General features: G+C 64.4%; 22 protein-coding genes. 13 read left to right on the forward strand and 9 right to left on the reverse strand.

What is annotated here, in order from left to right; all coding sequences use genetic code 11:
- The first annotated feature begins 246 nt into the window (after positions 1-246).
- The 6 genes from ACETMP_RS29105 to ACETMP_RS29130 all read left to right on the forward strand — a co-directional run bounded on the left by ACETMP_RS29105 (position 247) and on the right by ACETMP_RS29130 (position 5,707).
- Positions 247-2,640, forward strand: a complete 2,394-nt coding sequence (locus ACETMP_RS29105) for a TonB-dependent hemoglobin/transferrin/lactoferrin family receptor (protein WP_375162019.1) — start codon at positions 247-249, stop codon at positions 2,638-2,640.
- A 119-nt stretch (positions 2,641-2,759) separates the two neighbouring features.
- Positions 2,760-3,095, forward strand: a complete 336-nt coding sequence (locus tag ACETMP_RS29110) for an antibiotic biosynthesis monooxygenase family protein (protein WP_375158815.1) — start codon at positions 2,760-2,762, stop codon at positions 3,093-3,095.
- A gap of 24 nt (positions 3,096-3,119) precedes the next feature.
- The gene (gene hutX, locus ACETMP_RS29115) at positions 3,120-3,635 is read left to right on the forward strand and encodes a heme utilization cystosolic carrier protein HutX (protein ID WP_375158816.1); all 516 of its coding nucleotides are present in this window, start codon (positions 3,120-3,122) and stop codon (positions 3,633-3,635) included.
- 23 nt (positions 3,636-3,658) lie between these two features.
- Positions 3,659-4,435, forward strand: a complete 777-nt coding sequence (gene exbB, locus ACETMP_RS29120; protein ID WP_375158817.1) for a tonB-system energizer ExbB — start codon at positions 3,659-3,661, stop codon at positions 4,433-4,435.
- A gap of 4 nt (positions 4,436-4,439) precedes the next feature.
- Positions 4,440-4,880, forward strand: a complete 441-nt coding sequence (gene exbD / locus ACETMP_RS29125) for a TonB system transport protein ExbD (protein ID WP_375158818.1) — start codon at positions 4,440-4,442, stop codon at positions 4,878-4,880.
- Positions 4,880-5,707, forward strand: coding sequence for a TonB family protein (locus tag ACETMP_RS29130; RefSeq protein WP_375158819.1), 828 nt, complete (start codon positions 4,880-4,882; stop codon positions 5,705-5,707). Before exbD ends, ACETMP_RS29130 begins: the two co-directional genes overlap by 1 nt.
- A gap of 54 nt (positions 5,708-5,761) precedes the next feature.
- Here ACETMP_RS29130 and ACETMP_RS29135 read toward each other — a convergent pair whose 3' ends face one another.
- On the reverse strand, positions 5,762-7,117 hold the full coding sequence (locus tag ACETMP_RS29135; protein ID WP_375158820.1) for an esterase-like activity of phytase family protein: 1,356 nt from the start codon (positions 7,115-7,117) through the stop codon (positions 5,762-5,764).
- A 145-nt stretch (positions 7,118-7,262) separates the two neighbouring features.
- Positions 7,263-8,267 carry an alpha/beta fold hydrolase gene (locus ACETMP_RS29140; protein WP_375158821.1) on the reverse strand — a complete coding sequence of 335 codons (1,005 nt, stop codon included), beginning with the start codon at positions 8,265-8,267 and terminating at the stop codon, positions 7,263-7,265.
- A gap of 352 nt (positions 8,268-8,619) precedes the next feature.
- Here ACETMP_RS29140 and ACETMP_RS29145 point away from each other — a divergent pair, with 352 nt between their 5' ends.
- Complete coding sequence (locus ACETMP_RS29145; protein ID WP_375158822.1) at positions 8,620-9,513, forward strand: LysR family transcriptional regulator; 894 nt, start codon at positions 8,620-8,622, stop codon at positions 9,511-9,513.
- A gap of 5 nt (positions 9,514-9,518) precedes the next feature.
- Here the strand turns inward: ACETMP_RS29145 and ACETMP_RS29150 are convergent, their stop codons facing one another.
- From ACETMP_RS29150 to ACETMP_RS29165, 4 genes are all read right to left on the reverse strand, one after another.
- Positions 9,519-10,418: a carbohydrate ABC transporter permease gene (locus ACETMP_RS29150; protein ID WP_373568113.1), complete on the reverse strand. Its 900-nt coding sequence runs from the start codon at positions 10,416-10,418 to the stop codon at positions 9,519-9,521.
- A complete protein-coding gene (locus tag ACETMP_RS29155; RefSeq protein WP_257193018.1) occupies positions 10,411-11,367 on the reverse strand; it encodes a carbohydrate ABC transporter permease in 957 nt (318 codons plus the stop codon). Before ACETMP_RS29155 ends, ACETMP_RS29150 begins: the two co-directional genes overlap by 8 nt.
- Before the next feature lie 139 nt (positions 11,368-11,506).
- Positions 11,507-12,847 carry an ABC transporter substrate-binding protein gene (locus ACETMP_RS29160; protein WP_375158823.1) on the reverse strand — a complete coding sequence of 447 codons (1,341 nt, stop codon included), beginning with the start codon at positions 12,845-12,847 and terminating at the stop codon, positions 11,507-11,509.
- Between the two features lie 86 nt (positions 12,848-12,933).
- Positions 12,934-13,977, reverse strand: coding sequence for a C-terminal binding protein (locus ACETMP_RS29165; RefSeq protein ID WP_375158824.1), 1,044 nt, complete (start codon positions 13,975-13,977; stop codon positions 12,934-12,936).
- Positions 13,978-14,231: 254 nt separating this feature from the next.
- Here ACETMP_RS29165 and ACETMP_RS29170 point away from each other — a divergent pair, with 254 nt between their 5' ends.
- Complete coding sequence (locus ACETMP_RS29170) at positions 14,232-15,917, forward strand: methyl-accepting chemotaxis protein (protein ID WP_375162020.1); 1,686 nt, start codon at positions 14,232-14,234, stop codon at positions 15,915-15,917.
- A 176-nt stretch (positions 15,918-16,093) separates the two neighbouring features.
- Here ACETMP_RS29170 and ACETMP_RS29175 read toward each other — a convergent pair whose 3' ends face one another.
- Together ACETMP_RS29175 and ACETMP_RS29180 are read right to left on the reverse strand one after the other, a co-directional pair.
- On the reverse strand, positions 16,094-17,071 hold the full coding sequence (locus ACETMP_RS29175) for a Bug family tripartite tricarboxylate transporter substrate binding protein (protein ID WP_375158825.1): 978 nt from the start codon (positions 17,069-17,071) through the stop codon (positions 16,094-16,096).
- Between the two features lie 146 nt (positions 17,072-17,217).
- Positions 17,218-18,153, reverse strand: a complete 936-nt coding sequence (locus tag ACETMP_RS29180; RefSeq protein WP_375158826.1) for a DMT family transporter — start codon at positions 18,151-18,153, stop codon at positions 17,218-17,220.
- Positions 18,154-18,257: 104 nt separating this feature from the next.
- Between ACETMP_RS29180 and ACETMP_RS29185 the strand changes: the two genes are divergently transcribed.
- Positions 18,258-18,647, forward strand: coding sequence for a DUF1330 domain-containing protein (locus ACETMP_RS29185; protein ID WP_375162021.1), 390 nt, complete (start codon positions 18,258-18,260; stop codon positions 18,645-18,647).
- A gap of 195 nt (positions 18,648-18,842) precedes the next feature.
- Here the strand turns inward: ACETMP_RS29185 and ACETMP_RS29190 are convergent, their stop codons facing one another.
- Entirely contained in the window at positions 18,843-19,775 is a 933-nt protein-coding gene (locus tag ACETMP_RS29190; RefSeq protein WP_375158827.1) for a DMT family transporter, read from the reverse strand.
- A 332-nt stretch (positions 19,776-20,107) separates the two neighbouring features.
- Between ACETMP_RS29190 and ACETMP_RS29195 the strand changes: the two genes are divergently transcribed.
- From ACETMP_RS29195 to ACETMP_RS29210, 4 genes are all read left to right on the forward strand, one after another.
- On the forward strand, positions 20,108-21,376 hold the full coding sequence (locus tag ACETMP_RS29195; protein ID WP_375158828.1) for an efflux RND transporter periplasmic adaptor subunit: 1,269 nt from the start codon (positions 20,108-20,110) through the stop codon (positions 21,374-21,376).
- Complete coding sequence (locus tag ACETMP_RS29200) at positions 21,373-22,599, forward strand: ABC transporter permease (RefSeq protein WP_375158829.1); 1,227 nt, start codon at positions 21,373-21,375, stop codon at positions 22,597-22,599. Before ACETMP_RS29195 ends, ACETMP_RS29200 begins: the two co-directional genes overlap by 4 nt.
- Positions 22,592-23,275: an ABC transporter ATP-binding protein gene (locus tag ACETMP_RS29205; protein ID WP_375158830.1), complete on the forward strand. Its 684-nt coding sequence runs from the start codon at positions 22,592-22,594 to the stop codon at positions 23,273-23,275. Before ACETMP_RS29200 ends, ACETMP_RS29205 begins: the two co-directional genes overlap by 8 nt.
- 240 nt (positions 23,276-23,515) lie before the next feature.
- A complete protein-coding gene (locus tag ACETMP_RS29210; RefSeq protein ID WP_375158831.1) occupies positions 23,516-24,808 on the forward strand; it encodes an adenylosuccinate synthase in 1,293 nt (430 codons plus the stop codon).
- The last annotated feature ends 12 nt before the right edge of the window (positions 24,809-24,820 follow it).

A 24,820-nucleotide genomic window follows, 5' to 3' on the forward strand; every position in this document is an offset into this window, starting at 1 on the left:
TGGGAGTGCTGCTTGTTTGTACAGGCGGCAACGAGCGCATTCCAATGGCTGCGATTTACAATCGATATAAACTGTAACCTGATGTCATTGACCGTCAGGATATTGCCACGTAACCAATTGTGGCGGGCGGGGGAAACCTGCCCTTCGACCTGAGCAAGTCAGCCAGCCAGCCGTTCGCGTTGCGAACGCACGCCAGCCAGCCAGAAGATTCAAAAATTTTGAAGTGAAGTGCAGGCTGGGGTTGATATGGCTGACGGGGCTAGGTATTCGCGCGCCCTGATTTTGGGCGCGTCGGTGGTTTCAATTGCGGCAGTGATGACGGAGAGCGGTCTCGCGCAGACTGCGTCGCCGCAGGCCGAAGACGCGTCCATGGAACGGCCGAAACAAGCCAAGCGCAAGCAGGCGCCGCAGGTCGCGCAGCAGGCAGCGCCCAGCGTGATGAATGCCCGGGCGCAGGCGGGCGGCGCCTCGCCCGTTCAGGTGCTCGACACCATCACGGTTGCGGCGACCAAGACGGAAGAGCGAGCCGTCGACGCACTGGCGCCGGTCAGCGTCGTGACGTCCGAGCAGATCGAAGCCCGCCAGGCCAGTACCGTCGGCGATCTCATCTACAACGTGCCCGGCGTCTGGGTTCAGAACCGCGGCGATGATCCCGCCACCTCGATCAACATCCGCGGCCTCCAGGACTTCGGCCGTGTTGCCGTCGTGGTCGACGGCGCGAGGCAGAACTACCAGCGCACCGGTCATTTCGCCAATGGCTCGTTCTTCCTCAATCCGGAATTGATCAGCGGCATCGACATCGTGCGCGGCCCGACCGCGAACATCTACGGCTCCGGCGCGATCGGCGGCGTGGCCTCGTTCCGCACCAAGGACATCGAGGACGTCGTCCGCGTGGGAGAGCGCTGGGGCGTCGACGTGAAGACCATCCTCGGCAGCAATTACGGGCGCGCACTCGGATCCGCCTTTGGCGGTGTTCACGTCAACCCCAATGTCGACGTATTCGCAGGCGGCACCTATTCGACTCAGGAGAGCTACAAGGACGGTACCGGCTACGAAGTCGCAAACACAGGCAACCGTCTGAGCAGCGGCATCGCCAAGCTGACGGTTCGTCCGGCCGATGGCCACGAAGTCAAGCTCGGGGCCATCTTCCAGGAGGACATCTTCAGTGTGGGCCAGCCGCCGCGGCGCGCCGGCGATCCCAATTCGACCAATGCGAACGGTACCAACAACCTGAACGGCACGTCGGTCTACGCTTCCAACGTGAAGAACTATACGACCACGCTGGGATGGAAATACTCCCAGCCCGACGATCAGTGGTTCGACTGGGATGCGAAGATCTACTGGAATCGCACCGAGAACGATCAGATCAAGACCAGGCACACCACCACGACGCCCTCCGTTTATTGCGGCGGCGTGCCGGGCAATGCCGTCTCGGGATGCATCGGGAGCAATCGCGGATACCTGCTCGATACGATCGGTATCGATGTGCACAACACGACGCGGTTCGAAACGGGAAGCTGGCGCCACGCGGTGACTTACGGCCTGGATGCGTTCCAGGACAAGGTGTCGTCTCGTGACAGGACCGGTACATCCGAGGTCACGACGCCCGGCGGTCAGCGCACCGTATCGGGCGGGTTCGTGCAATGGAAGGCGAGCTACACTTCGATGCTCGAGGTGATCGGCGCGCTGCGCTACGACAATTATCAGCTTTCCTCGGCGTCTTCGTCGTCAGGCGGCGATCGCCTCTCGCCGAAGATCACCGTTGCTCTCGTTCCGACCGCGGTCGTGACCCCCTATGCCAGCTACGCGGAAGGCTATCGGGCGCCCTCGATCACGGAGACGCTGGTGAGCGGCCCACATGCCGGCGCGACGGTCAACGACTCGTTCTTCCGCTGTCCGTCGGGCACGCCGGGACCGGGGGCGGATTCGACCTTCTGCTTCGTACCGAACCCGAACCTGCGCCCCGAGATCGGCAAGAACAAGGAGATCGGCTTCAACATCAAGAAGAATGATCTGTTCACGGCGGGCGACACGCTGCGCGGCAAGATCAACGTGTTCCGTAACGACATCAGCGACTTCATCGATCAGGTCGCTTATGGAAACCCGCTCGTGGTTCCGACCGGGCCGCCGCCCGCACCGTCGATTACCGTGCTTCCGTTCCTGCAGTACCAAAACGTGGCGTCCGCGCGCATTCAAGGCTTCGAGGCGGAGGCGATGTATGACGCCAATCTGTGGTTCTTCGGTCTCTCCGGGACCTATCAGAGCGGAAAGAATCTCCAGACCGGGTTCGGCCTCTACAGCATTCCGCCGCAGAAGATCACGACGACGGCCGGCGTGCGTCTGCTCGACCGCACCCTCATCCTCTCGATGATGTGGACGTCGGCACTCGCCAACTACGACATCCCCAGGACCTACACGCCGGCGACGTCGTACGATCTCGTCAATCTCTACGCGCAGTATCACCCGACGCCCGATCTCACCCTCAACTTCTCTGTCGAGAACCTCTTCAACCGCTACTACCGGCCGTACGCCATTCCGGTGGGGAGCACGGGTGACACGCAGAACGACGTGAAGTGGGCGAGCGCTGGTGCCGGACTCGTGATCAAGGGAGGCCTCAAATACCACTTTGGCGGCACCTGAGCTCCGCCGGGATGCGCTAGCCATCTCCGAAGCCACGCTGATGCGTCAGCGTGGCTTCGGTCCGTTCTGAAATATCCGATCGGCGATTGCCGATTCGAAAGACACAGGAGAAAAGTCGAATGTTCATTGCGATGAATCGTTTTCAGGTGAAGCCCGGCTCGGAAGCCGCTTTCGAGACCGTCTGGCGCACTCGGGAGTCCTATCTCGGCAGCATGGCGGGGTTCGTCGAATTCCATCTGCTCAAGGGACCCGTCGCCGACGACCACACGCTGTACTCCTCGCATACCGTGTGGGTCGACAAGGCGGCTTTCGAGGCCTGGACGCGCTCAAAGGAATTCCGCCGTGCTCATGCGCGCGCCGACAACAAGACCGGCGAAAGCCTCTACCTCGGTCACCCCAAGTTTGAAGGGTTCGAGGTCATCATGACCGAGCGCAAGGCGAGCGCGGCGGCCTGAGGCGGCTGGTTGAGGAGGCCGGACATGCTAAGCACAGATCTTGCCGATCTCAGGGCGCATATGGCGGAGAATCCCGGCGCGGTGATCGAGGACGTTGCGCGCGAGCGCAGCGTCACGCCGCGCGCGGTGATCGAGGCGCTGCCGCCGTCCATGGTTCGCATGGGGAGCGGCGAACGTTTTGCCGCCGCCATGCAGGACATCGCGGAATGGGGCGAGGTCACCCTGATCGTCCACACCGATGATGCGATCTTCGAGTTCACCGGGACCGTTCCCAGGGGCGAGATTGGCCGCGGCTATTTCAACCTGATGCAGCCGAAGGGCCTGCACGGCCATCTCCGCCACGAGCGCTGCGCAGGCATCGCCTTTGTCGAGCGGCCCTTCATGGGCAAGTCCTCGGCCTTCGTCGCGTTCATCAACGCCGACGGCGGAATCATGTTCAAGGTCTTCGTCGGCCGCGACGAGAGCCGGTCGTTGCGCGCGGATCAGCTGGCGCGGTTCCGGGGACTTGCTGACCGTATCGCGGCGAAGCCTTCGGCGTAACTTCCATCTGTCGGGAGATCAGGATGCAGGGCACTTCCAGGCTTCGGCACGTGATCCTCACGATCGCGCTGACGATCGCGCCGGCACCCGCCTTCGCGATCGAGCAAGCGCTGTTGCCGCGCAATCTGTCACCGTGGGGCATGTTCGTCGGCGCCGACGTCATCGTGAAGATCGTGATGGTCGGGCTCGCTATCGCCTCGCTGGCGACATGGACAGTATGGCTTGCCAAGACCATCGAGCTCCGCCGCAAGAGCGCTCTTGCCCTGCAGCGGACGCGCGCGCTCGAGGGCAACATGTCTCTCGCCGAGGCATCCGCGCGTGCCGGTGACGCGAACGACGCCGTCGCCCAGCTGATCCAGTCCTGCGCCAGGGAGGCCGAGCTCTCCGGCGGCGTGCTCGACGACGGCCTTCAGGAACGTATCGCGCTGCGGCTCGAAAGGGTCGAGGCGGCGATGTCACGGCAGATCGCGCGCGGCACCGGCGTGCTGGCGACCATCGGTGCCATCGCGCCGTTCGTCGGTCTGTTCGGCACGGTCTGGGGCATCATGAACTCTTTCATCGGCATTTCCGAGAGCCACACCACGAGCCTCGCCGTGGTCGCGCCCGGCATCGCCGAGGCGCTGCTCGCCACCGCACTCGGTCTCGTCGCGGCGATCCCGGCGGTCGTGATCTACAATCACCTCGTGCGCGGCATCGCCAATTACCGTGCCCTGCTCGGCGACGCCTCGGCTCAGCTCATGCTGCTGGTCAGCCGCCAGCGCGACCACGGCCATTTCCGTCTGGCCCGGGCGGCGGAGTAGGGCCATGGCCGCCCGGCTCGGGACATCGAAGCTTGGCTCGCGCGGCGACGCGAGCGAACTCGAGGTCAGCCACGAGATCAACGTCACGCCGTTCATCGACGTGATGCTGGTGCTGCTGATCATCTTCATGGTGGCCGCACCGCTCGCTACCGTCGACATCGGCGTCGATCTGCCGGCAACGGCGGCCGAGCCGGCCCCGCGGCCCGACAAGCCGGTCTTCGTCACCGTCAAGCCGGACCTTTCGATCGCCGTGGGCGAGGATATCGTCGCTCGCGACGGGCTCAGCACCTCGCTCGATGCCGCCACCAAGGGCCGCAAGAACGAGCGCATCTATCTGCGCGCCGACAAAGCCGTCGCCTATGGCGACCTGATGGAGGTCATGAACGCCTTGCGCAATGCCGGCTATCTCAAGGTCGCCCTGGTCGGCCTCGACGGACGCAGCTGATGGCCGCGAACGCCTTTGCCCTGCACCAGCCGCTTGACGAGCGGGAGGGCGCGCGCTGGGGCGCCTCGGCGGCCCTGATCGTGGCGTTGCATCTCGGCGCCGCGCTGGTTGCGATGAACTGGCTGAAGCAGGTGCCGGACGAGGGCGTCGACATGCCGGCCATCCTGATCGACATGACGCCGGAGACGTCGGCACCGCAGTCGACGCCGCTGGACATCGCGCCCGGGCCGATGATGCAGCAGGCGGATGCGTCGCCGCCCGAGCCGGTGCAGCAGCAGGCTGTCGAGGAAATGATCCCGCCGACGCCGCCGCAGGAGCAGCCGGATGTAGTCGCTCCACCGGAGCAGAAGCTCGAGCCAAGTCCGAAGCCCGAGCCCGCGAAAGTCGTGCCCGTGGAGAAGCCCGCTCCGGCGAAGCCCAGGGTAGTGCGCCCCGAGGCCCGGAAGCCGTCGGATGCGCTTCCGGTGCCGCGCACCAGTGCACCGCCGCGTGCGGAGCGTGAAGCTCCGCTTGCGTCCGCCGTGAATGCCGGTTCAGTGGCCTCGACGATCGCGACATACAACCAGCGTGTCCGCGCGCATCTCATGCGGTTCCACCAGTATCCGAAGAGCGCCAACGGGCAAAAGGGTGTGGTGACGCTGAACCTTACTCTCGGTCGCGGTGGTCAAGTCTTGTCCAGTCGCGTGGGCGGCTCGTCGGGGGTCGCAGTGCTCGATGCTCAGGCCATGGCCATGGTGCGCCAGGCCCAGCCATTTCCGCCGGTACCGGCCGAGATCACCTATGGCACCATGCTCATCAAGGTCGGGGTGAAGTTCGGGGACCGATGATTGGCACGACGTCCTCTCCCGCGAAGGGCGGGAGAGGACGGAAGGGTGCAGTGCTCACTTCGCCTTCAGGAAATCCGCGACCTCGAGCAGCATGAACTCGTTGTCGTCGGCCTTGTTGGGGTCGCGGCTGGACGAGAACGGCAGGTTGTTGTCGTTACCTACGATGATGTGGCTGTCGTCGACGCGGTCGACGTTCTCGATGGTGAAGAACGGGAAGGTGTAGACGCCGTCATTCAGCGGCTTTCTTGCCTTCTTGTCGGGGTCCCTGATCTTCATGAGGTCGATATAGCCGATCTTGCGCACGGGCTTGCCGACATTGGCGTCGGTCAGCTCGACCTTGTAGATGCGCTTGAACTTGGCCAGATCCGGGAAGCAATTCTCGCCGCGGGTGCCCTGCGGACAGGCCTTGTCGGCCGTGCCTTCCCCGTTGTCGCGCTCGATGACGAGGCCGGAGGCTTGATCGATCATGTTGAAGTCGCCGATGGCATTGCCGTTCTGCTCGAACACATATTGCCAATAGCGGCCGGTGAATTTTTCCGCGGCGACGTCGAATTCGAGGATGCGGGCGGCTTCCTTGCCGTCCACCTTCTCCCAATCCTTCTTCTCGGCGTCCCACAGCGGCCCTTCGAGCAGGCCGTAGAGGAACTTGCCGTCCTTCGACGCGGCAAAGCCCTCATAGCCCTTGGAGCGGCGGAGGTTGACGTTGGTGTAGGTTGCGCCCGGCGCGGCCGGCGTCCCCACCGCCCAATTGTCCGGCGAGCGCACCGGCTTGCCGTCGGCGACCGTGTCGAACACGCCGAGAACCTTGCCCGACTTGTCGGCCTTCAGGATATAGGGGCCGAACTCGTCGCCGATCCAGAAGGTATCGCCGACGATCTGGAATCCCTCGGTATCGAAATCGGAGCCGGTGAGATAGCGCTTCTGTGTGTCCTCATGCAGGATGCGGAAGGGCACCTTCTTGTCGGGATCGTGCAGGAAGATGGTCTCCAGCCGCTCGATCTTGCCGCTCGCCCAGTCCATCTTGTAGCGGTTCAGGTACAGCATCGAGTCCGGCGAGTTGGCGCGCGCACCCATGCCGTTGTCGGTGATGACCCAGAAGCTGCCGTCGGGCATGGTCTTGATGCCGGAATGGCCCTGCAGCGGCTGGCCTTTGAACGGCAGCGACACCCCGGTCGGACGTTCATAGGACTTGCCCATGACGGTGCCGAGCGCGTCGACACGCTTGCCGGTGGTGTATTTGCCTGGGGTCTTGAGATCTGCGGGTGCGTCAGCCGGGGCGTCGATGAAAGTCTCCGCCGGCATCACCACGTGGCCGGCCAGCTTGGCCGGGAATTCGCCCTCGCTCTGCGCGAGCGCGGAGCTCGCGGTGAGAATGATCGTTGCGACGGTGCTGAGAAAAGTCGCGCGCATGTGCGTCTCCTGTTGGCGGACGCACGCGTTATGCGGACGGCAGATTGCAGTTTTGTGAAGCCGGGCCAAAGGCCGCAGCGTCGTCCCTGTTGGACTTGCGAAGTCGCCGCGCGCGCGGCGACTTCGCGGAGGCCGGGCGCGAATGTCAGGCGATCTTTCGGGCGAGGAAATCGCGAATCAGGGGCGTTACCTCGTCGAACCTGTCCTCGAGCAGGAAGTGGCCGGAGTTGATGAGATGAAACTCGACCTGGGGCAGGTCGCGCTTGTAAGGATGGGCGCCGTCGGCCGGAAAGATGAAATCGTTCTTGCCCCACACGATCAGCGTCGGCGGCTTGTGCTTGCGGAAGTAGGCCTGCACTGCCGGGTACAGCGGCAGATTGGTTCGGTAGTCGTAGAACATGTCCAGCTGGATCTCGTTGTTGCCGGGCCGGTCCAGCAGCGCCTGGTCATGGACCCAATTGTCGGGCGAGATGCGGCTCACGTCGGACATGCCGTCGGTGTATTGGAATTTGGTCGTCTCCAGCGTCAGCAGCTTCATCAGCGCCTGACGGCTCGCGTCTGACCCGTCGGCCCAGTATTGCTTGATCGGGTTCCAGAACTCCTTCAGGCCTTCGTCGTAGGCGTTGCCGTTCTGGACGATGAGGCCGCTGATGCGCTCGGGATGCTTCAGCGCCAGCCGCCAGCCGACCGGCGCGCCGTAGTCCATGACGTACATGGCGTAGCGCTTGACGCCAAGCTGGTCGAGCAATCCGTCGACGAGCTCGCCGAAACGATCGAATGTATACTTGAATGTCGCCCGTGGCGGCATGTCGCTCTGCCCGTAGCCGGGATAGTCGGGAGCGATCACGTGGTACCGGTCGGCCAGCGCCGGAATCAGGTTGCGGAACATGTGCGACGATGTCGGAAAGCCGTGCAGCAGCAGCACCACCGGTGCATCCTTCGGCCCTGCTTCCCTGTAGAAGATCTTGATCCCGTCGACGGTCCTGGTCCGATGGTATGTGACCGGATAGCTTATGGCTTTGGCTTGATCGCGTTGTGGTTTCGCCGCGGCAGCCGGCGCAGCCGCGGCAACGGCAACTCCGGACAAGCCGAGGACAAGGTGGCGGCGATCGAGGCCGGTTGACGGGCGTGTGGCGTTCTCGGTGCTCATGTCGATCTCCAATCAGAGTAAGTGATATTCGTCGCCGGTCGCGGGCCCGGCGCTGCGTTCTGCGATGATGTCGTCAAAGCGGGCGGCGAACTTGTGCTCGGTGGCGGATGATTGGTGCGCCGAGGGATGCTGAAGCCGGATGCAAACGCACGCTGCCTTCGCGCGCCAGTCCGATGTGCCGGAATTGCGAGCAGCCGGACGGTGTCCGGCCGTCGTCGAATGATCGTTTTCCAGGCACCTTCCAGCCGTCCATTCCAAAGTCCGCAGCGAGCTTCGCGTAAACGATTGCGACCGGCGGGATCAGCCCCTAAAATCGAGAAGCAACTTCTCAGGTTACGGAAAGACGCGTCTGATGGACCGGCTGGAGGCGATGTCGGTCATCATCGCCGTCAATGACACAGGAAGCTTCTCGGCAGCCTCCCGGCGTCTCAGGATGCCGGTCGCAACGGTCAGCCGAACGGTTGCCGAGCTGGAGGCGCGGCTGAATGCCCAGCTGTTTCAGAGGTCGTCGCGCCAGATGACGCTGACCGATGCGGGACGGTCCTATATCGAGGCCTGCAAGCGGATCATCGCGCAGGTGGACGATGCCGAGAGGGAGGTCTCCGGCGAGTACAGAAGTCCGAGGGGCGATCTCGCGGTCACGGCGCCGTGGGGCCTCGGCCACATGCACCTTCTGCCGATCGCGCTCGAGTTCATGGAGGCTTATCCCGAGGTCGCGCTGCGGCTCGTCCTGACCGATCGCATCGTCGACACCGTCCACGACAACATCGATGTGTCGATTCGAATCGGCAGTCTGCCCGACAGCAACCTGATCGCGACCCGGGTTGGCTCGATCCGGTTCGTGCTCTGCGCCAGTCCGGGATACCTCGCAAAGCGGGGTCATCCGATTGAGCCCGCCGATCTGGCGTCGCACGATTGTATCGGCGTCGACAGCCATGCGGCGCAAAAGAGCTGGAAGTTCGTCAAGGACGGCAGCGAGGTCACGGTGCCGATACGATCGAGATTGACGGTGAGCGACTCGGAAGCGGCGGTCGAAGCGGCCGTCGCAGGCGCCGGCGTCACGCGCGTGATGTCCTACAAGATGGAGGCTGCACGACGTTGCGGCAAGCTCGTCCTGATGCTGGAGGAATTCGAGCAGGCGCCCTGGCCCGTGCATATCATCTACGCGGAGCGGAAGCCGGCTCCGCTCAAGCTCCGCGCATTTCTGGATTGGGCCACGCCGCGCCTCAAGGCGCGGCTGGCCTAGTTCTGCTACTCCTTCACCGCGCCGGTCAGCGACGACACGTAGTAATCCACGAACAGCGAGTAGAAGATCGCCACCGGCAGCGAGCCGAGCAGCGATCCCGCCATCAGCGCGCCCCATTGATAGACGTCGCCGGTGACGAGTTCGGTCAGGATCGCGACCGGAACGGTCTTGTTGGCGCCGCTCTGGATGAAGGCAAGCGCGTAGATGAACTCGTTCCAGGACAGCGTGAAGGAGAAGATGCCGGCCGAGATCAGGCCGGGCACCGCCAGCGGTAGCGTGATCCGGCGCAGGATCTGCAGCCGCGTCGCGCCGTCGACCAGCGCGCACTCCTCGAGCTCATAGGGGATCGACTTGAAATAGCCGATCAGGAGCCAGGTGCAGAACGGCACCAGGAAGGTCGGATAGACCAGGATCAACGCAAGAGGACTGTCGAACAGGCCGAATTGCACCACGACGGTGGCGAGCGGAATGAACAGGATCGACGGCGGCACGAGATAGGCGAGGTAGATCCCGAGCCCGACATAGGGACTGCCGCGGAAGCGCAGGCGCTCGATGGCATAGGCAGCGAGCGTCGATGCGACCAGGGACAGCGTGGTCGAGCCGATCGCGACCAGCATCGTCGTCTTCAACCAATGCGGGTAGGCTGTGTCGAACAAAAGATGCTTGATGTGGGCGAGGGTCGGCGAGGAGATCCAGAAGGGATTGTGCGCCTTGTAGTTCATCAGCTCCGCGTTCGGCTTGAACGAGGTGATCGCCATCCAGTAGAACGGGAACAGCAGGATCAGCACGAAGCAGCCGAGCGGCAAATAGATCATCATCAGCCGCCGCAGGCCGGAATCCCACGCCATGGTGTCGGGCGCGGCTTTGGCGTCGGCGGTGCCGTTTTGCGCGACGGTATCAGTCATTGTCTTCTCCCTGCTGCCATTTGCGGCGCGCCAGGCCGAAATAGGAGAACAGCGTCGCGAACACCAGGAACGGGATCATCGACACCGCGATCGCCGCACCTTCGCCGAGCTCGCCGCCGGCGATGCCGCGCTGGAAGGCCAGCGTCGCCAGCAGATGCGTCGAGTTGCCGGGACCCCCGCGGGTGATGGCGTAGACCAGCTGGAAGTCGGTGAAGGTGAAGATGATGGAGAAGGTCATGACGATGGCGAGGATCGGCATCATCATCGGGAAGGTGATGTAGCGGAAGCGCTGCCAGGCGCTGGCCCCGTCGAGCATCGCGGCCTCGTAGAGCGAAGGCGAGATGGTCTGCAGCCCCGCCAGCAGCGAGATCGCGACGAAGGGAATGCCGCGCCAGATGTTGGCGGCGATCAGCGAGAAGCGCGCCGGCCAGGGCGAACCGAGGAAGTCGATATTGCTCGACCGCCAGTGCAGCACGTCGACGAGCAGGTAGGAGATGATCGAGAATTGCGGATCGTAGATCCACCAGAACGCCAGCGCCGACAGCACGGTCGGCACGATCCAGGGCAACAGGATGATCGCACGCAACAGGCTCTTGAACGGAAAATGGTTGTTGAGCAGCAGCGCGAGCCAGAAGCCGAGCGCGAACTTCCCGAACGTCGCGATCCCGGTATAGACCACGCTGTAGAACACGGCATTCCACCACAGCGGATCGGTGAGCAGATACTGGAAGTTTTCGAGGCCGACATAGATGCCGCGTCGGCCGATCGTGGTGTCGGTGAAGGCAAGCCAGATGCCGAGACCGAGCGGATAGGTCAGGAACACCGTGAGCAGCCCGATCGCGGGAGCAAGGCACATCACGATCAGGAACGGCTTGTAGTCGAACAGCCGCACCAGCCAGGAGGGCTGACGATGCGCCAGGGCGGAGGAGGAAAGTGTCGTCACGGACATCGGTGTCGGCGTCCTGTTCTATGCTGTCGCTACAATCGCCATTGCGAGCGAAGCGAAGCAATCCAGTCTGTCTCGGAGTGATCGTCTGGATTGCTTCGTCGCAAGTGCTCCTCGCAATGACGAGGGCTCGGTCGTCGCGTTACCTCTGCCGCCGGAAGTACCGCTTGCAGCGTTGCTCGGCTTCCGCCGCCGCGGCCTCCGGCGTGGCCGCGCCGGTTGCAACCGCCGAGCACATCTGAATCAGCACGTAGTCGGCACTCACCGCGCCCGTGGCCGTGGAGATCGGCCCCTTGTAGCCGTCGTAGTAGGTGCTGTTCATCGTATCCTTGAAGATCGAGACCTTCGGATCGCCCTTCCAGACGGCGGCCTCGGCATAGGCGGCCAGTGGCTGCGACCAATAGCCGGAATTGGCATTGAGCCAGGGCTCGTATTGGTCTTTCTCCAGCATGAACTGCAGGAAGGCCTTCGCCGCATTGGGGTACTGGCTGTGCTTGAACAGCATGGCGTTCAGGGTGAGGCCCGCCATCGGCGAGACCTTGGCGAGGCCCTTCGGCAGCAGCTGGTGCTCACTGTCGTCGGCGATTGCCTTGGTCGCCGGATCGTTCTTCAGCGAGAAGTACAGCGAGACGCCGTTCGCGGTCAGGGAAATTTCCTGTGAGGAATAGGCGCGGTTGTTGCTGACGTCGTTCCACGACGTCGTGCCGGCGATGAAGGTCGGGTAGATTTGCTTGACCCAGTTCAGCGCGGCGATCGTCTCCTTGCTGTTGATAATGACGTTGCCCTCCTCGTCGAGCAGGGAGGCATTGTGTGACCACAGCGCCCAGTTCGCAAAGCCGTTGCCGTCGCCCTTGGCATTGCCCAGCGCGAAGCCGGCCGGCTTGCCGGCCTTGTGCAGCTTCTGGCAGAGGTCGAGGATCCCGGCATGGTCTTCCGGCACCTTGTCGAAGCCGACCGATTGCAGAATCGACTTGCGGTAGATCAGGGGCCCCGCGGTGGCGCCGAACGGAAGCCCGATCCAGGCGTCGCTCTTGTTCTTCTTGCCGTAGCGCTGCGCCAGTGGCAGCCAGCCGCCATATCTCTTGCCGAGATAGTCCGCGACGTCGGTCAGCTCGATCAGCTTGTCGATGTAGATGTGCGGCGCGTCGGAGAAGCCGATGATGATGTCGGGGCCGGCGCCGGAGTTCGAGGTGACCGCGGTCTGCTGGTTGATGTCCTCCCAGCCGACGAAGTCGACCTTGACCTCGACCCCGGTCTCCTTGGTGAACTTCGCCGCATTGGCGCGGAACACGTCCTCGTCGGCCTGGACGAAGCGCACCGGGCGCAGCATGCGCAAGGATGCACCCTTCTCAATCTCGCGTTTGGGTGCCGGAACGTCGGCAGCCTTGATATTGGATGTTTGCGCTGCAGCACCGGTGGCGGCGAAGGTTGCAGCGGATAGGCCCAGCGCCAAGGCATCACGACGGGTGATGTCGTTCCTCATCAGTACCTCCCTATATGTTTTCCCTTCCCGGCGTTGACCGCCGGTGAAGGGTCGTTTCGGTCCCTTGGCGCCTTTGCGCCGGCCGCCTAGCTGTTCGGCCCGCGATCCATGCTGACGGGTTGCCAGCGACGGAGCGTGGTGTTCTGCAGCACCGACGGATTGACGCAGCTTACCGGCCACATGCCCTGCAACACCAGTGACAATTCGTAGCCCACTCGGCGCTTGCGCGCCTCGTCAAACCGTGCCGAGGCCGAGGCGACGTGGGCGGTCAGGGTCACGTTCTCCATGCCGAGCAGGGGATTGTTGTGCGACGGCGGTTCCTTCTCCAGCACGTCGAGCGCGGCGTGCGCGATCCATCCTTCTTGCAACGCCTTGATCAGGCTCTCCTCGTCCACGGTGGCGCCGCGCCCGGTGTTGATGAAGATCGAGCCCTTCTTCATCTGCCGGAAGTGCTTCTCGGTGAGCATGTGATGCACTTCGGGCCTTGCCGGAGCATGCATCGAGACGAAGTCGGATTGCGAGAGCACCTCGTTCAGCGTCGCGGGGATCACGCCATGGTCGTACATCAGCGTTTCCTGGATGAAGGGATCATAGGCCATCATGCGCAGGCCGAACGGCGCTGCGCGCTTCGCGACTGCACGTGCAACGCGCCCGAACGAGACGAAGCCGAGCGTCTGGCCCATCAGGCGTGGGACCTTGAGCAGCGCCGGCCGGCCTTCGGCCCAGCGGCCATCGCGCACCATGCGGTCCTGCTCGACCAGGCGGCGGAAGCCGGCGAGCAGCAGCATCATGGCGTGGTCGGCGACCTCCTCGATGAAGGTGTCGGGAATGTTGGTTACCGGGATTCCACGGGCGGTGGCGGCCTTGACGTCGACGCTGTCGACCCCGACCGAGCCGAGCGTGATGACCCTGCAATTGTCCAGGGCGTCGATGATCGACTTGGTTATGGGAATGCCCTTGGCATAGATCGCGTCGGCATTCTTCGCGGCGGCGATGAATCCGGCCTCGTCGGCGGGCGCCTCGATGATCTCGGCATCGATCGGATCGAGCGCCTCGCGCTCATAGGAATAATCGCTGCCCGCGACCGTGAAGCTGGCGCCCTTCGGCGTCACCACCCTGTATTTCGGCATCTTCTCGCTCCCGATTTGGTTTGTCGGTTCTTGTTGCGACCCGCCTCCGCGGGCGGGCCTTTGCGTCTTTTACGCGAAATCGGAGCGTGTGCGTACAATCCCCAGTTGTCGTTATGGAGATAAGTTGTCGGATTTCGTGGCCGGGTCCGGGCTTCTACGGGGGCGCGTAAGTAACTTGCTAAGGGGTCTCCTACTAAAGGTTGATTCAAATCAAAGAGATTTGCGGTGTGTCCGCACCAACCAAGGGGCCCATGGTGAAGTTGAGCAATCTGAAGATCGCATCGAAGCTCGGCATCCTCGTCGCCGTGGCCATGCTCGGCCTGTGCGTCGCGGGGGCATTGGCAGGGTATTTGATGCAGCAGCAACTGCTCGAGGCCCGTTTCGAGCAGACCAAGGCCATGGTCGAAATGTCGCGCAATATGGCGCTCGGTCTGCAGAAGCAGGTCGATGCCGGGCAGCTGACCAAGGAAGCAGCCATTGCGGAGTTCGTCCGGCGCGGCAGCTCGATGACCTATGACAAGGGCTCGGGCTACATCTTCGCCTATACGATGGAGGGCATCGCCGTGGTGACGCCCGACCCGAAGCAGTTCGGCACCAATCGCCTCGACATCGAAACCAATGGCCGCAAGCTCGCCCGCGAGCTGCGCGACGGTGTCGCCGCCAAAGGTGAGGTCACGCTGCGCTACGAATATTACAAGCCCGGCGAGAAGGTCGTGACCCGCAAGCTGTCCTACGCTGTGGCGATTCCAGGCTGGAATATGTTCGTCGGCACTGGGGTGTATCTCGACGACCTCGATGCCAAGCTGGCGCCCGTGGCCTGGCTGCTCGGCCTCTCCCTGCTCGGCATCATGGTCGTGGCTGGTGGCGTCGCCTGGCTGATCGGTCGCAGCATCAGCCGTCCGCTGAGCGTCCTCGGCGTCCGCATGAAGGACCTCGCCGACGGCAAGCTCGAAGGCGACATTCCCGGCGTCGGCCGCGGCGACGAGGTCGGCGCAATGGCCGCGACCGTCCAGATCTTCAAGACCAATGCGGAGAAGATTCGCGAGCTCGAGCAGACCGAAGCGGCTGCGCAGCAACGCGCCGCGGCGGAACGTCGCCATGCGATGGAAGAACTGGCCGACGACTTCGAACGCAGCGTCAACGGCATCGTCCGCTCGGTCTCCACGGCCGCGGCCGGCATGCAGACGACGGCGCAGTCGATGACCGCGACCGCCAGCGACGCCTCCTCGCGTGCGGCGACGGTCGGCGCTGCCTCGCAGAAGGCCTCCGGCAATGTCGGCACGGTCGCGGCCGCCGCCGAGGAGCTGTCGAGCTCGGTTGCGGAGATCTCGCGCCAGGTGACGCGCTCGACCGAAGTTGCGAGCCGCGCCGTCAGCGACGCCGAGCGCACCAACGCCACGGTGCAGGAGCTCTCCACCGGCGCCGAGAAGATCGGCGAGGTGGTCAAGCTCATTCACTCGATCGCGGCGCAGACCAACCTGCTCGCGCTCAACGCCACCATCGAGGCGGCACGCGCCGGCGAGTCCGGCCGCGGCTTTGCCGTGGTCGCCTCCGAGGTCAAGGCGCTCGCCAACCAGACCGCCAAGGCTACCGAGGAGATCTCGGCTCAGGTTGCGGCGATGCAGACCTCGACCAGCGATGCGGTGGTCGCGATCGGGGGCATCACGCAGACGATCGCGGAAATGAGCGAGATCACCGCGGGCATCTCCGCCTCGATCGAGCAGCAGGGCGAGGCCACCCGCGAGATCGCCCGCAACATCCAGTCGGTCGCGGCCGGATCGGGTGAGATCAACGCCCATATCGGCAGCGTCACCTCGGCCGCGGAAGCGACCGGCGCGGCGGCAGGCGATGTGCTCACCAACGCCCGCGAGCTGGACGCCCAGTCCGGCGCGCTGCGTAGCGCGGTGGACGGCTTCCTCGCCAAGGTGCGCGCGGCGTAATCACGAGCTCTCGTGCCCCGGACGCCGTAAGCGCGTTTACGCGCGTCTTCGACGCGCTATGGCAGCGCTTCTTCAGCGGTGCGCTGCAGAGCCGGGGCCCATGCGAGCGGCACTCTGGGTCCCGGCTCAGCGTCGCGTCATTTCATGCCGCGCCGCGTCCGGGACACCAGACCGGCCTACTGCTTCTCGATCTTCGCGTTCGTGATCAGCTTGTCCCACAGCACGAGCTGATCCTTTACGAACGCCTCGAGCTGTTCCGGCGTGCCGGAGAAGGCGTCCATGCCGAGCGTTGCGAGCTTGGCCTTGATCTCCGGATTCTCGATGATCTTCCTGATCTCCGCGTTGAGCCGCGTCACGATCTCCTTGGGCAGGCCGGCCGGGCCGAAATAGCCCTGCCAGGACGAGATGTCGAAGTCCGGTACGCCGGCCTCCTGCATCGAGGGCAGATGCGGCACCAGCGGCGAGCGATCCTTGGTGGTGACGGCGAGCGCGCGCAGCGCGTTGCCGTTGACGTGCGGCAGACCGGTCAGGATGTCGACGAACATCATCGAGACGCGTCCGCCCATGACGTCGTTAAGCGCCGGCGGCGAGCTCTTGTAGGGCACGTGCAGGAGGTCGAGCCCGGCATTGTGCGCAAAGGTCGCGCCCGAGACGATGGCCGAGGACGATCCCGAGGCATAGCTCAGCTTGCCCGGATTGGCCTTGCCATAGGCGACGAGCTCGGCGACCGTCTTGGCCGGCACCTCCGGATTGACCACCAGCATGAAGGGCAGGTCGCCGGTGCGCGCGATCGGAGTGAAATCCTTGACCGGATCGTAGGTGAGGCTCTTGAGCAGATAGGGATTGGCCGAATGCGTGGTGTTGGTGGTCACCAGCAGCGTGTAGCCGTCGGGGGCGGCCTTCGCAACATAGGTCGCGGCGAGCATGCCGTTGGCGCCCGCCTTGTTCTCGATCACGATGCCGACGCCGAGCGCCTGCGACAAATGCTGCGAGATCAGCCGCGTCGTGGTGTCCGTGCCGCTGCCGGCCGCGAACGGCAGCACCAGCGTGATGTTGCGGCTCGGATAATTGTCGGCCTGGGCCGTGGATGCGGTGGCGAAGCACAATGCGGCCGCAGCCACGACACGCAAGTTTCGAATCAGCGCTGAAATCATCTTGAGACGTTCCCTCTTTTTGGTTGGTGGGGAACCTAGCTGCTCGAAGGGCAAAGTGGAAGATGCGTCATCGCACGTATTCTCGTGCCCCTGGGCGCAGCACAGCACGCAGTGATGCGCCGCTGAACCGCGTCCGCCGTGCGGAATTACTTGCCGGCCGACCCCTGACGCGAGGCGATCACGACGCCGGCGAGCACCAGGGCGTAGCCGATCAGGTGGAACGGCTGCAGTTTCTCGCCGAGCAGCAGGATCGCCATCGCCGAGCCGAATACCGGCACCAAATGGAAGAACGGCGCAGCCCGGTTCGGTCCGATCAGCGCCACGCCGCGGTTGAAGAACAGATAGGCCAGCGTCGAGGGAAAGATCAGGATGTAGCCCAGCGTCGCCAGCGTGATGCCGTCGAGTTGCAGGACGCGGCCGCTTGCCGCCTCCCAGATCGCCGTCGGCAGCAGCATCGTCGCCCCGCACCACGTGGTGAAAGACAGGAAGGACAGCTGATGGATCTTCGGCCGCCGCGGGATGAAGGCGGAGTAGATCCCGAACGCCACCAGCGAGGAGGCGAACATGATGTCGCCCCTGTTGAAGCTGATGCCGGCCAGCGCAGCGAGATCGCCCCGCAGGATGATGATCAGTACGCCAACGAGCGAAATCGCGATGCCGGCGAATTGCGCACCCGTCAGCCGCACGCCGAACAGCACCAGCGACCACAGTGCCACGAACAGGGGACCTGCCGACTGGATCAGCAGCGCGTTCAGCGCCTCCGTATATTGCATCGCCCAGTACGAGATCGCGTTGTTGTAGGCGAAGCCCACCAGCGACAGGAACAGCATCAAGGGCAGACTGCTGCGCAAGGCAGGCCAGTCCCGCTTCAGATGCGGCCAGGCAAACGGCAGCAGGATCAGGAACACGCCAAACCAGCGGATCGTGGTCACCGTCAGCGGTGGCACATGCGCGCCGACATGACGCGCGAGCACGATGTTGCCGGCCCAGAACAGCGAGCTCAGGCTGAGCAGCAGATAAGGCTGATTGTTGAGCCAACCGGCCGGATTGGAGGCCTTTGGCGCGGGCGAAGCGATCGTCATTGGCGTTGCCTGGGAGCTTGCGCCGGATCGGCGTCGTGGCACAAGTCACGGGGTCGCAATGCTACAATGCAGGCATGATCGGGGAGGTGCCCTTGGCGGTCAACATGTTGAACATCGAAGGCCTGGAGCGGCTCGATCCGCAGGCGCCGGTGGTGATGCTGAACCTGATGCGTTTCCACGCGCGCTCGCGCGACGGCTACGGATCCGGCTGGGACGCTTATTTGCGCTACAGCGCCATCACGGTGCCGATGATCAAGGCGCGCGGCGGCTCGCTGCTCTGGACCGGCGAGGCCAAGGCGGTCGCACTCGGTCCGCACGCCGGCAACGGCTGGGATTTCGTCGCACTGGTCTATTATCCGACCGTCGCGGCTTTCCTGGACATGATGACGTCGGAGGCCTACGAGCGCGAGGCCGATCCGCACCGCGTCAACGGCTGCGCCGAGCACGTCATCATCGCGACGAGCGAGGCCTACAGCAAGTTCAAGATGAAATAGCCTGCGCTCTTTCTTACCCTCCCCCTGGGTCGCTGCGCATGAAGCGAAGCGCAATGCGGAGCGGGGCGGAGTGACGGTCCACATCAAACAGTGCCCGAGTGGAGAGATCACCCCGCCCCGCTCGCGCTTTGCGCGATCGACCCTCCCCTCCAGGGGAGGGTGAAAGCGGCACCTCTGCTTGAATGAAAGCGACGGCTACGTCGCCTGCTTCCGCGACGCCACGAACACACCCGACAGCACCAGCGCAAAGCCGATGAAATGGAATGCCTGCGGGTGCTCGCCGAGGAACGCCATCGCCATGATCGAGCCGAACACCGGCACGACGTGGAAGAACGGCGCGGCGCGGTTGGCGCCGATCAGGCGCACGCCGCGATTGAAGCAGAGATAGGCGAGCGTCGAGGGGAACACCGCGACGTAGAACAGCGTCAGCAGGTTCGGCCCGTCGAGCTTCATCACGGGCCGCGCGGACAATTCCCAGATCTCCAGCGGAACGAGGCAGGCGGCGCCGACCCCGAAAGTGAAGGCGAGGAACGATAGGCCGTGCATCGGCGGCCGCTTCAGCGTCAGCACCGAGTACAGCGCGAAGATGACGAGCGCGATGATGAAGATGAGGTCGCCCTTGTTGAAATCGATGTTCGACAGCGTGGTGAAATCGCCGTGCAGCAGGATCGTGAGCACGCCGCACATCGACAGCAGCACGCCGAACGCCTGTGCCGCGGTGAGGCGGATGCCGAGGATGGCGAGGGACCACAGCGCCACGATCAGCGGCGCGGCCGACTGCAGCAGCAGCGTGTTGAGGGCTTGGGTGTGCTCCAGCGCCCAATATTGCAGGGTGTTGAAGGCGCCGATGCCGGTGATCGAGAGCGTGACCATCGGGCCGAGCTTGCCGCGGATGGCCGGCCAGTCCTGGGCCAGATGCTTCCAGGCGAACGGCAGCACCAGCAGGAAGGCAAAGAGCCAGCGCAAGAACGACAGCGTGACCGGCGGGATGTGGCCGGCGGCGAGCCGCCCGACGATGGCATTGCCGGCCCAGCACAAGGCGGTGATGCTGAGCAGCAGGTAAGGCTGGTTGGCGATCCAGCTGTGACCGGACTTCTCCGCGCTCGTGGTCTGACCGGTGGCGGACATTGTGATGGGTATGGCCCCCGAGTCATACGCCGGGGCCCGGCCCGGTGGCGGGCCGTTTCGTCGCCCGGCCAGTCTCAAAGACACGGAAATGCCCCGAATATCAATGGGGCTGGTGCATCACGCCCATGCACGTCATTGCGGGGAACCTGGGCCGCCGGCCCGACAGGGAGGCGAAACCACGCGCGCCCCTAAATTCAGCGTAACCTATTGACTTAGAACAATCTCAACTTCCGGCGCCCCGCTAGCGTCTCGGTATCGGCCAGATCCTCATGGCCAGCAATCGAAGCGAGACGTCGGTCGCGTGGCTTTCGCGCGAGCCGCATGGCAGTGGCATGGTCGAGCAAACAATCATCCTGCGGCAGCACAAGGACCGGCCCTCCATCGCGGCGCTGTGGTCGGGATTCCTCGCTCACAAATGGTTCATCCTCCTCGCGATCGTTCTGCTCGGCCTTGGCGTCTGGCAGAGCGTCCGCATGCTCGTGGGGCCGACGATCGTTGTCGATCAGGTCAGGCAGGGCCGGCTGGTTGAGACGGTGGTGGCGAGCGGCCATGTCGAAACGCCTTACCGGGTCGAGATCGGCAGCCAGATCACGGCCACCGTGCAGGAGGTGCTGGTTCGGGCAGGCGAAAGGGTCAGCAAGGGCCAGCCGTTGATCTCGCTGGAGGCACGCGAATTGAAGGCGGCCGTCGTCCAGTCGGAAGGCGCGGTGGCGCAGGCCGAGGCGCGCATCAGACAACTCGAGGAACTGACGCTGCCCTCCGCCAAGGAGGCATTGGCCCAGGCGCAGGCCACGCTGCTCAATGCCCAGCAGACCTATGACCGCACCGCCCAGCTCGAGCGCAACGGCTATGCGACCCGCGCCGCACTTGATGACGCCCAGAAGACGCTCGACGTCGCACGCGCCGCCATGCGTGCCGCGCAATTCCAGGTCTACACCGCGAGCCCGGGCGGCAGCGACTACGTGATGGCGCAGACGCAGGCCAACCAGGCGCGCGCCAATCTCGATACGGCCGAGTCCCGGCTCGGCTATGCAACGATTACCGCACCGCGCGACGGCGTCCTGATCACGCGCAATGTCGAGCGCGGCACGGTGGTGCAGCCCGGCAAGGCCCTGCTGGTGCTGGCGCCGGACGGGGACGTGCAGCTCGTGCTGCAGATCGATGAGCGCAATCTCGGCAAGATTGCTCTCGGGCAGAACGCGCTCGCCTCGGCCGACGCCTATCCGGACCGGAGGTTTGCCTCCACCATCAGCTATATCAATCCCGGCATCGACATTTCGCGCGCCTCGGTCGAGGTCAAGCTGACGGTCGCCGACCCTCCGGACTATCTGCGCCAAGACATGACGGTCTCGGTCGACATCGAGATTGCCGCCCGGGACGATGCGCTGATCCTGCCCTTGCGCTCGGTGCATGACGCGCTGTCCAGCAAGCCCTGGGTGCTCGGAATCAAGGACGGTCGGGCCAGTCAGCGGGCGGTCAAGCTCGGGCTGCGCGGCAACAGCCATGTCGAGATCACCGAAGGTGTCGCCGCCGGCGATGTCGCGATTCCTCAGAGCTCCGGCGTTCTGGCCGGCCAGCGTCTCCGGCCCGTTCGGCAATGAACCATTGGCTGCCGATTGAATGGACCATGGCGGTCCGGTTCCTGCGCGAGGGCCGGCTCCAGACCATCTTCATCGTTGGCGGCATATCGATCGGCGTCGGCGTCATCGTGTTCATGTCGGCGATGCTTGCCGGACTCCAGGCGAATTTCATCAAGCGCGTATTGACCTCACAGCCCCAGATCCAGCTGCTCGCGCCCGATCAGATCGCGCGTCCTCTGCGTAACGGACCAGGCGAGATCGAGGACGCAGTGGTGCAGCGTCCGAGCCAGCGGGTGCTCTCGATTGATCAATGGCCGAAGATCAGAGCACAGATGCAGGCGATGCCTGAGGTCGTCACGGCCGCGCCGACTATCCTCGGCTCGGTGCTTGCGGTCCGGGGCGATGCCAGCCGCTCGGTCAGCCTGTCGGGTGTCGAACCAGACTCCTATTTCAGGATCGTCAAGGTGCCGGACTATATCGTCGCCGGCGAGCCCCGACTCACCAGCGAGGACGTCATCATCGGGATCGAGCTCGCAAAGGAGCTGGGCGCCACCGTTGGCGACAAGCTCAACATCCGCGCCGCCTCCGGAGCAACCCGCGTCCTGACGATCTCCGGCCTCGTCGATCTCGGCAACAAGGGCGTCAACCAGCGGGTATGTTACGTCGCCCTGCGGACCGCACAATCCTTGCTGAGGATGATCGGCGGAGTCACCACCATCGATCTGACGGTCAGTGATATCTATGCGGCTGAGCAAATCGCCCAGCGCATCCAGGCGGCCAACGTGGTCGAGGCCGACAGCTGGATCAAGACCAATGCGCAGTTCTTCGCCGCCGTGCAGGCCCAGCAGAACTCCAACACGCTCATTCGCCTCTTCGTCGGTCTCTCCGTCGCATTCGGCATCGCGGCCGTGCTGATCGTGTCGGTGATCCAGCGCTCGAAGGATATCGGCATCTTGCGTGCGATGGGCACGACGCGCGGCCAGATCTTGCGGGTCTTCCTGGTTCAGGGCGGGCTGCTCGGCTTCGTTGGTTCGCTGCTCGGGGCGGCGATGGGCGCGTTGGCGCTGGTCTATTGGCACTCGGTCGCGCGTCAGGCCGACGGTAGCGAGCTGTTTCCCCTGGTCCTGGAGCGCAGCCTGTTCGTTTATGCGACGCTGCTGGCCACCGCCACCGGTCTCCTCGCCGCGATGGCGCCGGCGGTGCGGGCCGCCAAACTCGATCCGGTGGTGGCGATCCGTGGCTGACCAGATCCTCCGTCTCGAGAGCGTGTGCAAGACCTACAATGTCGGGCTGCCGACCGAAACCGAGGTACTGCACGACATCGACCTCGAGCTCGATCACGGCGAGTTTCTGGCTCTGATTGGTCCGTCCGGCTCCGGCAAGAGCACGCTGCTCAACATCGTCGGGCTGCTCGACCGGCCGACCTCGGGCCGCCTGCTGATCAAGGGCCAAGACACCGCAGCTCTCGACGATGCCGAGATCACCCGCCTGCGCGGCCAGACCATCGGCTTCGTCTTTCAATATCATCTGCTGATCTCGGCGTTCACGGCGCGGGAAAACGTCATGATGCCGATGCTGGTGGACCGCGGCTTCCCGTCTGCGGACGTCGAGGCGCGAGCCAACCAGCTGCTGGCTCAGGTCGGACTGGAGAAGTTGGCCGGCAATCTCGCCAACAACATGTCCGGCGGCCAGCAGCAGCGCGTCGCGGTGGCTCGTGCGCTCGCCATGAATCCCGATCTCGTGCTGGCCGACGAGCCGACCGGAAATCTCGATACGAGCTCGGCCGAAGCCGTGTTCAGGCTGATGCGGCAGGTCAATCGCGACAGCGGTACGAGCTTCCTTCTGGTGACCCACAATATGGACTTGGCGCGGCGCTGCGACCGGATCATCGAAGTGATCGACGGCCGCATTCGGGCCTGAGGTCCCGGCAAGGCGGATTTTTCGGGGATATCAAAGGCTTGGGTCGGGCGTTGGGTCGCGAAAAAGCCTCGTTCTTGCTTGCCTAGAGGAGCTGCTTCCTTTATCCGGTGGGCTGCCTTGCGTGCGGGCGGCTGCGGCCGCCGAGAGGGCTGGGCGCAGGCATGATCCCGGAAGAGTGGGCACCGGTTTTCCGCGAGGATCATGCCTCCTAGAGACAGATTGAACAGGGATTACCCGCGAATGGCCAATGTTGTCGTCGTCGGCGCCCAGTGGGGCGACGAAGGGAAGGGCAAGATCGTCGACTGGTTGTCTGAGCAGGCGGACATCGTCGTCCGCTTCCAGGGCGGCCATAACGCCGGCCACACGCTGGTCATCAACGGCAAGACTTACAAGCTCGCGCTCCTGCCCTCGGGCGTGCTGCGCGAGGGCAAGCTGTCGGTGATCGGCAATGGCGTGGTGTTCGACCCCGCCGCCTTCCTCGACGAGGTCACCAAGCTGCGCTCGCAGGGCGTCGCGGTCTCTCCGGACAATCTGCGGGTGGCCGAGAATGTCACCCTGATCCTGCCGCTGCACCGCGAGCTCGACGCGCACCGCGAATCCGCCAATGCGGCGACTGCGATCGGCACCACCCGCCGCGGCATCGGCCCGGCCTATGAGGACAAGGTCGGCCGTCGCGCCATCCGCCTGATGGACCTCGCCGACCTCGACACGCTCCCGCACAAGATCGACCGGCTGCTGGCCCACCACAATGCGCTCCGCCGCGGCCTCAATCTGCCGGAGTTCGACGGCAAGCAGATCCTGAAGGAATTGAGCGCGCTGGCGCCGCAATTGCTGCCCTACGCCGAGACGGTGTGGCGGCTGCTCGACATCAGGCGCCGCGAAGGCAAGCGCATGCTGTTCGAGGGCGCGCAAGGCGCGCTGCTCGACGTCGACCACGGCACCTACCCTTACGTCACCTCGTCCAACACGGTGGCGGCGCAGGCCGCGACCGGTGCCGGCGTCGGGCCGGGCGCGGTCGGCTACGTGCTCGGCCTGTGCAAGGCCTATACGACCCGCGTCGGCCAGGGCCCGTTCCCGACCGAGCAGGACAACGAGACCGGACGCAAGATCGGCGAGCGTGGCCGCGAGTTCGGCACCAATACCGGCCGTCCGCGCCGCTGCGGCTGGTTCGACGCCGTGCTGGTCCGCCAGGCGGTCCGGACCTGCGGCATCAACGGCCTCGCGCTCACCAAGCTCGACATCCTCGACGGCTTCGACACCATCGAGGTCTGCACCGGCTACCGGCTCGACGGCAAGGAGATCGACCATTTCCCGGCTGGCGAGGGCGCCCAGGCCCGGGTCGAGCCGATCTACGAGACCATCGAGGGCTGGAAGGAGCCGACCGCGAGTGCGCGGTCCTGGGCCGACCTGCCGGCCCAGGCCATCAAATATGTCCGGCGGATCGAGGAATTGGTGGGGTGCCCGGTCGCACTGCTTTCCACCAGCCCCGAACGCGAAGATACTATTCTCGTGCAAAACCCGTTTGAGGCTTAACGATCTCTTACC

This window comes from Bradyrhizobium dasycarpum (assembly GCF_042019905.1).
GTDB classification, from domain to species: Bacteria; Pseudomonadota; Alphaproteobacteria; order Rhizobiales; family Xanthobacteraceae; genus Bradyrhizobium; species Bradyrhizobium japonicum_B.

What these genes read in the sequence shown, in the direction of transcription:
- ACETMP_RS29105 (WP_375162019.1), top strand. Translation starts at nt 247, where the DNA reads ATGGCTGACGGGGCTAGGTATTCGCGCGCCCTGATTTTGGGCGCGTCG.
- ACETMP_RS29110 (WP_375158815.1), top strand. Translation starts at nt 2,760, where the DNA reads ATGTTCATTGCGATGAATCGTTTTCAGGTGAAGCCCGGCTCGGAAGCC.
- hutX (WP_375158816.1), top strand. Translation starts at nt 3,120, where the DNA reads ATGCTAAGCACAGATCTTGCCGATCTCAGGGCGCATATGGCGGAGAAT.
- exbB (WP_375158817.1), top strand. Translation starts at nt 3,659, where the DNA reads ATGCAGGGCACTTCCAGGCTTCGGCACGTGATCCTCACGATCGCGCTG.
- exbD (WP_375158818.1), top strand. Translation starts at nt 4,440, where the DNA reads ATGGCCGCCCGGCTCGGGACATCGAAGCTTGGCTCGCGCGGCGACGCG.
- ACETMP_RS29130 (WP_375158819.1), top strand. Translation starts at nt 4,880, where the DNA reads ATGGCCGCGAACGCCTTTGCCCTGCACCAGCCGCTTGACGAGCGGGAG.
- ACETMP_RS29135 (WP_375158820.1), bottom strand. Translation starts at nt 7,117, where the DNA reads ATGCGCGCGACTTTTCTCAGCACCGTCGCAACGATCATTCTCACCGCG.
- ACETMP_RS29140 (WP_375158821.1), bottom strand. Translation starts at nt 8,267, where the DNA reads ATGAGCACCGAGAACGCCACACGCCCGTCAACCGGCCTCGATCGCCGC.
- ACETMP_RS29145 (WP_375158822.1), top strand. Translation starts at nt 8,620, where the DNA reads ATGGACCGGCTGGAGGCGATGTCGGTCATCATCGCCGTCAATGACACA.
- ACETMP_RS29150 (WP_373568113.1), bottom strand. Translation starts at nt 10,418, where the DNA reads ATGACTGATACCGTCGCGCAAAACGGCACCGCCGACGCCAAAGCCGCG.
- ACETMP_RS29155 (WP_257193018.1), bottom strand. Translation starts at nt 11,367, where the DNA reads ATGTCCGTGACGACACTTTCCTCCTCCGCCCTGGCGCATCGTCAGCCC.
- ACETMP_RS29160 (WP_375158823.1), bottom strand. Translation starts at nt 12,847, where the DNA reads ATGAGGAACGACATCACCCGTCGTGATGCCTTGGCGCTGGGCCTATCC.
- ACETMP_RS29165 (WP_375158824.1), bottom strand. Translation starts at nt 13,977, where the DNA reads ATGCCGAAATACAGGGTGGTGACGCCGAAGGGCGCCAGCTTCACGGTC.
- ACETMP_RS29175 (WP_375158825.1), bottom strand. Translation starts at nt 17,071, where the DNA reads ATGATTTCAGCGCTGATTCGAAACTTGCGTGTCGTGGCTGCGGCCGCA.
- ACETMP_RS29180 (WP_375158826.1), bottom strand. Translation starts at nt 18,153, where the DNA reads ATGACGATCGCTTCGCCCGCGCCAAAGGCCTCCAATCCGGCCGGTTGG.
- ACETMP_RS29185 (WP_375162021.1), top strand. Translation starts at nt 18,258, where the DNA reads ATGTTGAACATCGAAGGCCTGGAGCGGCTCGATCCGCAGGCGCCGGTG.
- ACETMP_RS29190 (WP_375158827.1), bottom strand. Translation starts at nt 19,775, where the DNA reads ATGTCCGCCACCGGTCAGACCACGAGCGCGGAGAAGTCCGGTCACAGC.
- ACETMP_RS29195 (WP_375158828.1), top strand. Translation starts at nt 20,108, where the DNA reads ATGGTCGAGCAAACAATCATCCTGCGGCAGCACAAGGACCGGCCCTCC.
- ACETMP_RS29200 (WP_375158829.1), top strand. Translation starts at nt 21,373, where the DNA reads ATGAACCATTGGCTGCCGATTGAATGGACCATGGCGGTCCGGTTCCTG.
- ACETMP_RS29210 (WP_375158831.1), top strand. Translation starts at nt 23,516, where the DNA reads ATGGCCAATGTTGTCGTCGTCGGCGCCCAGTGGGGCGACGAAGGGAAG.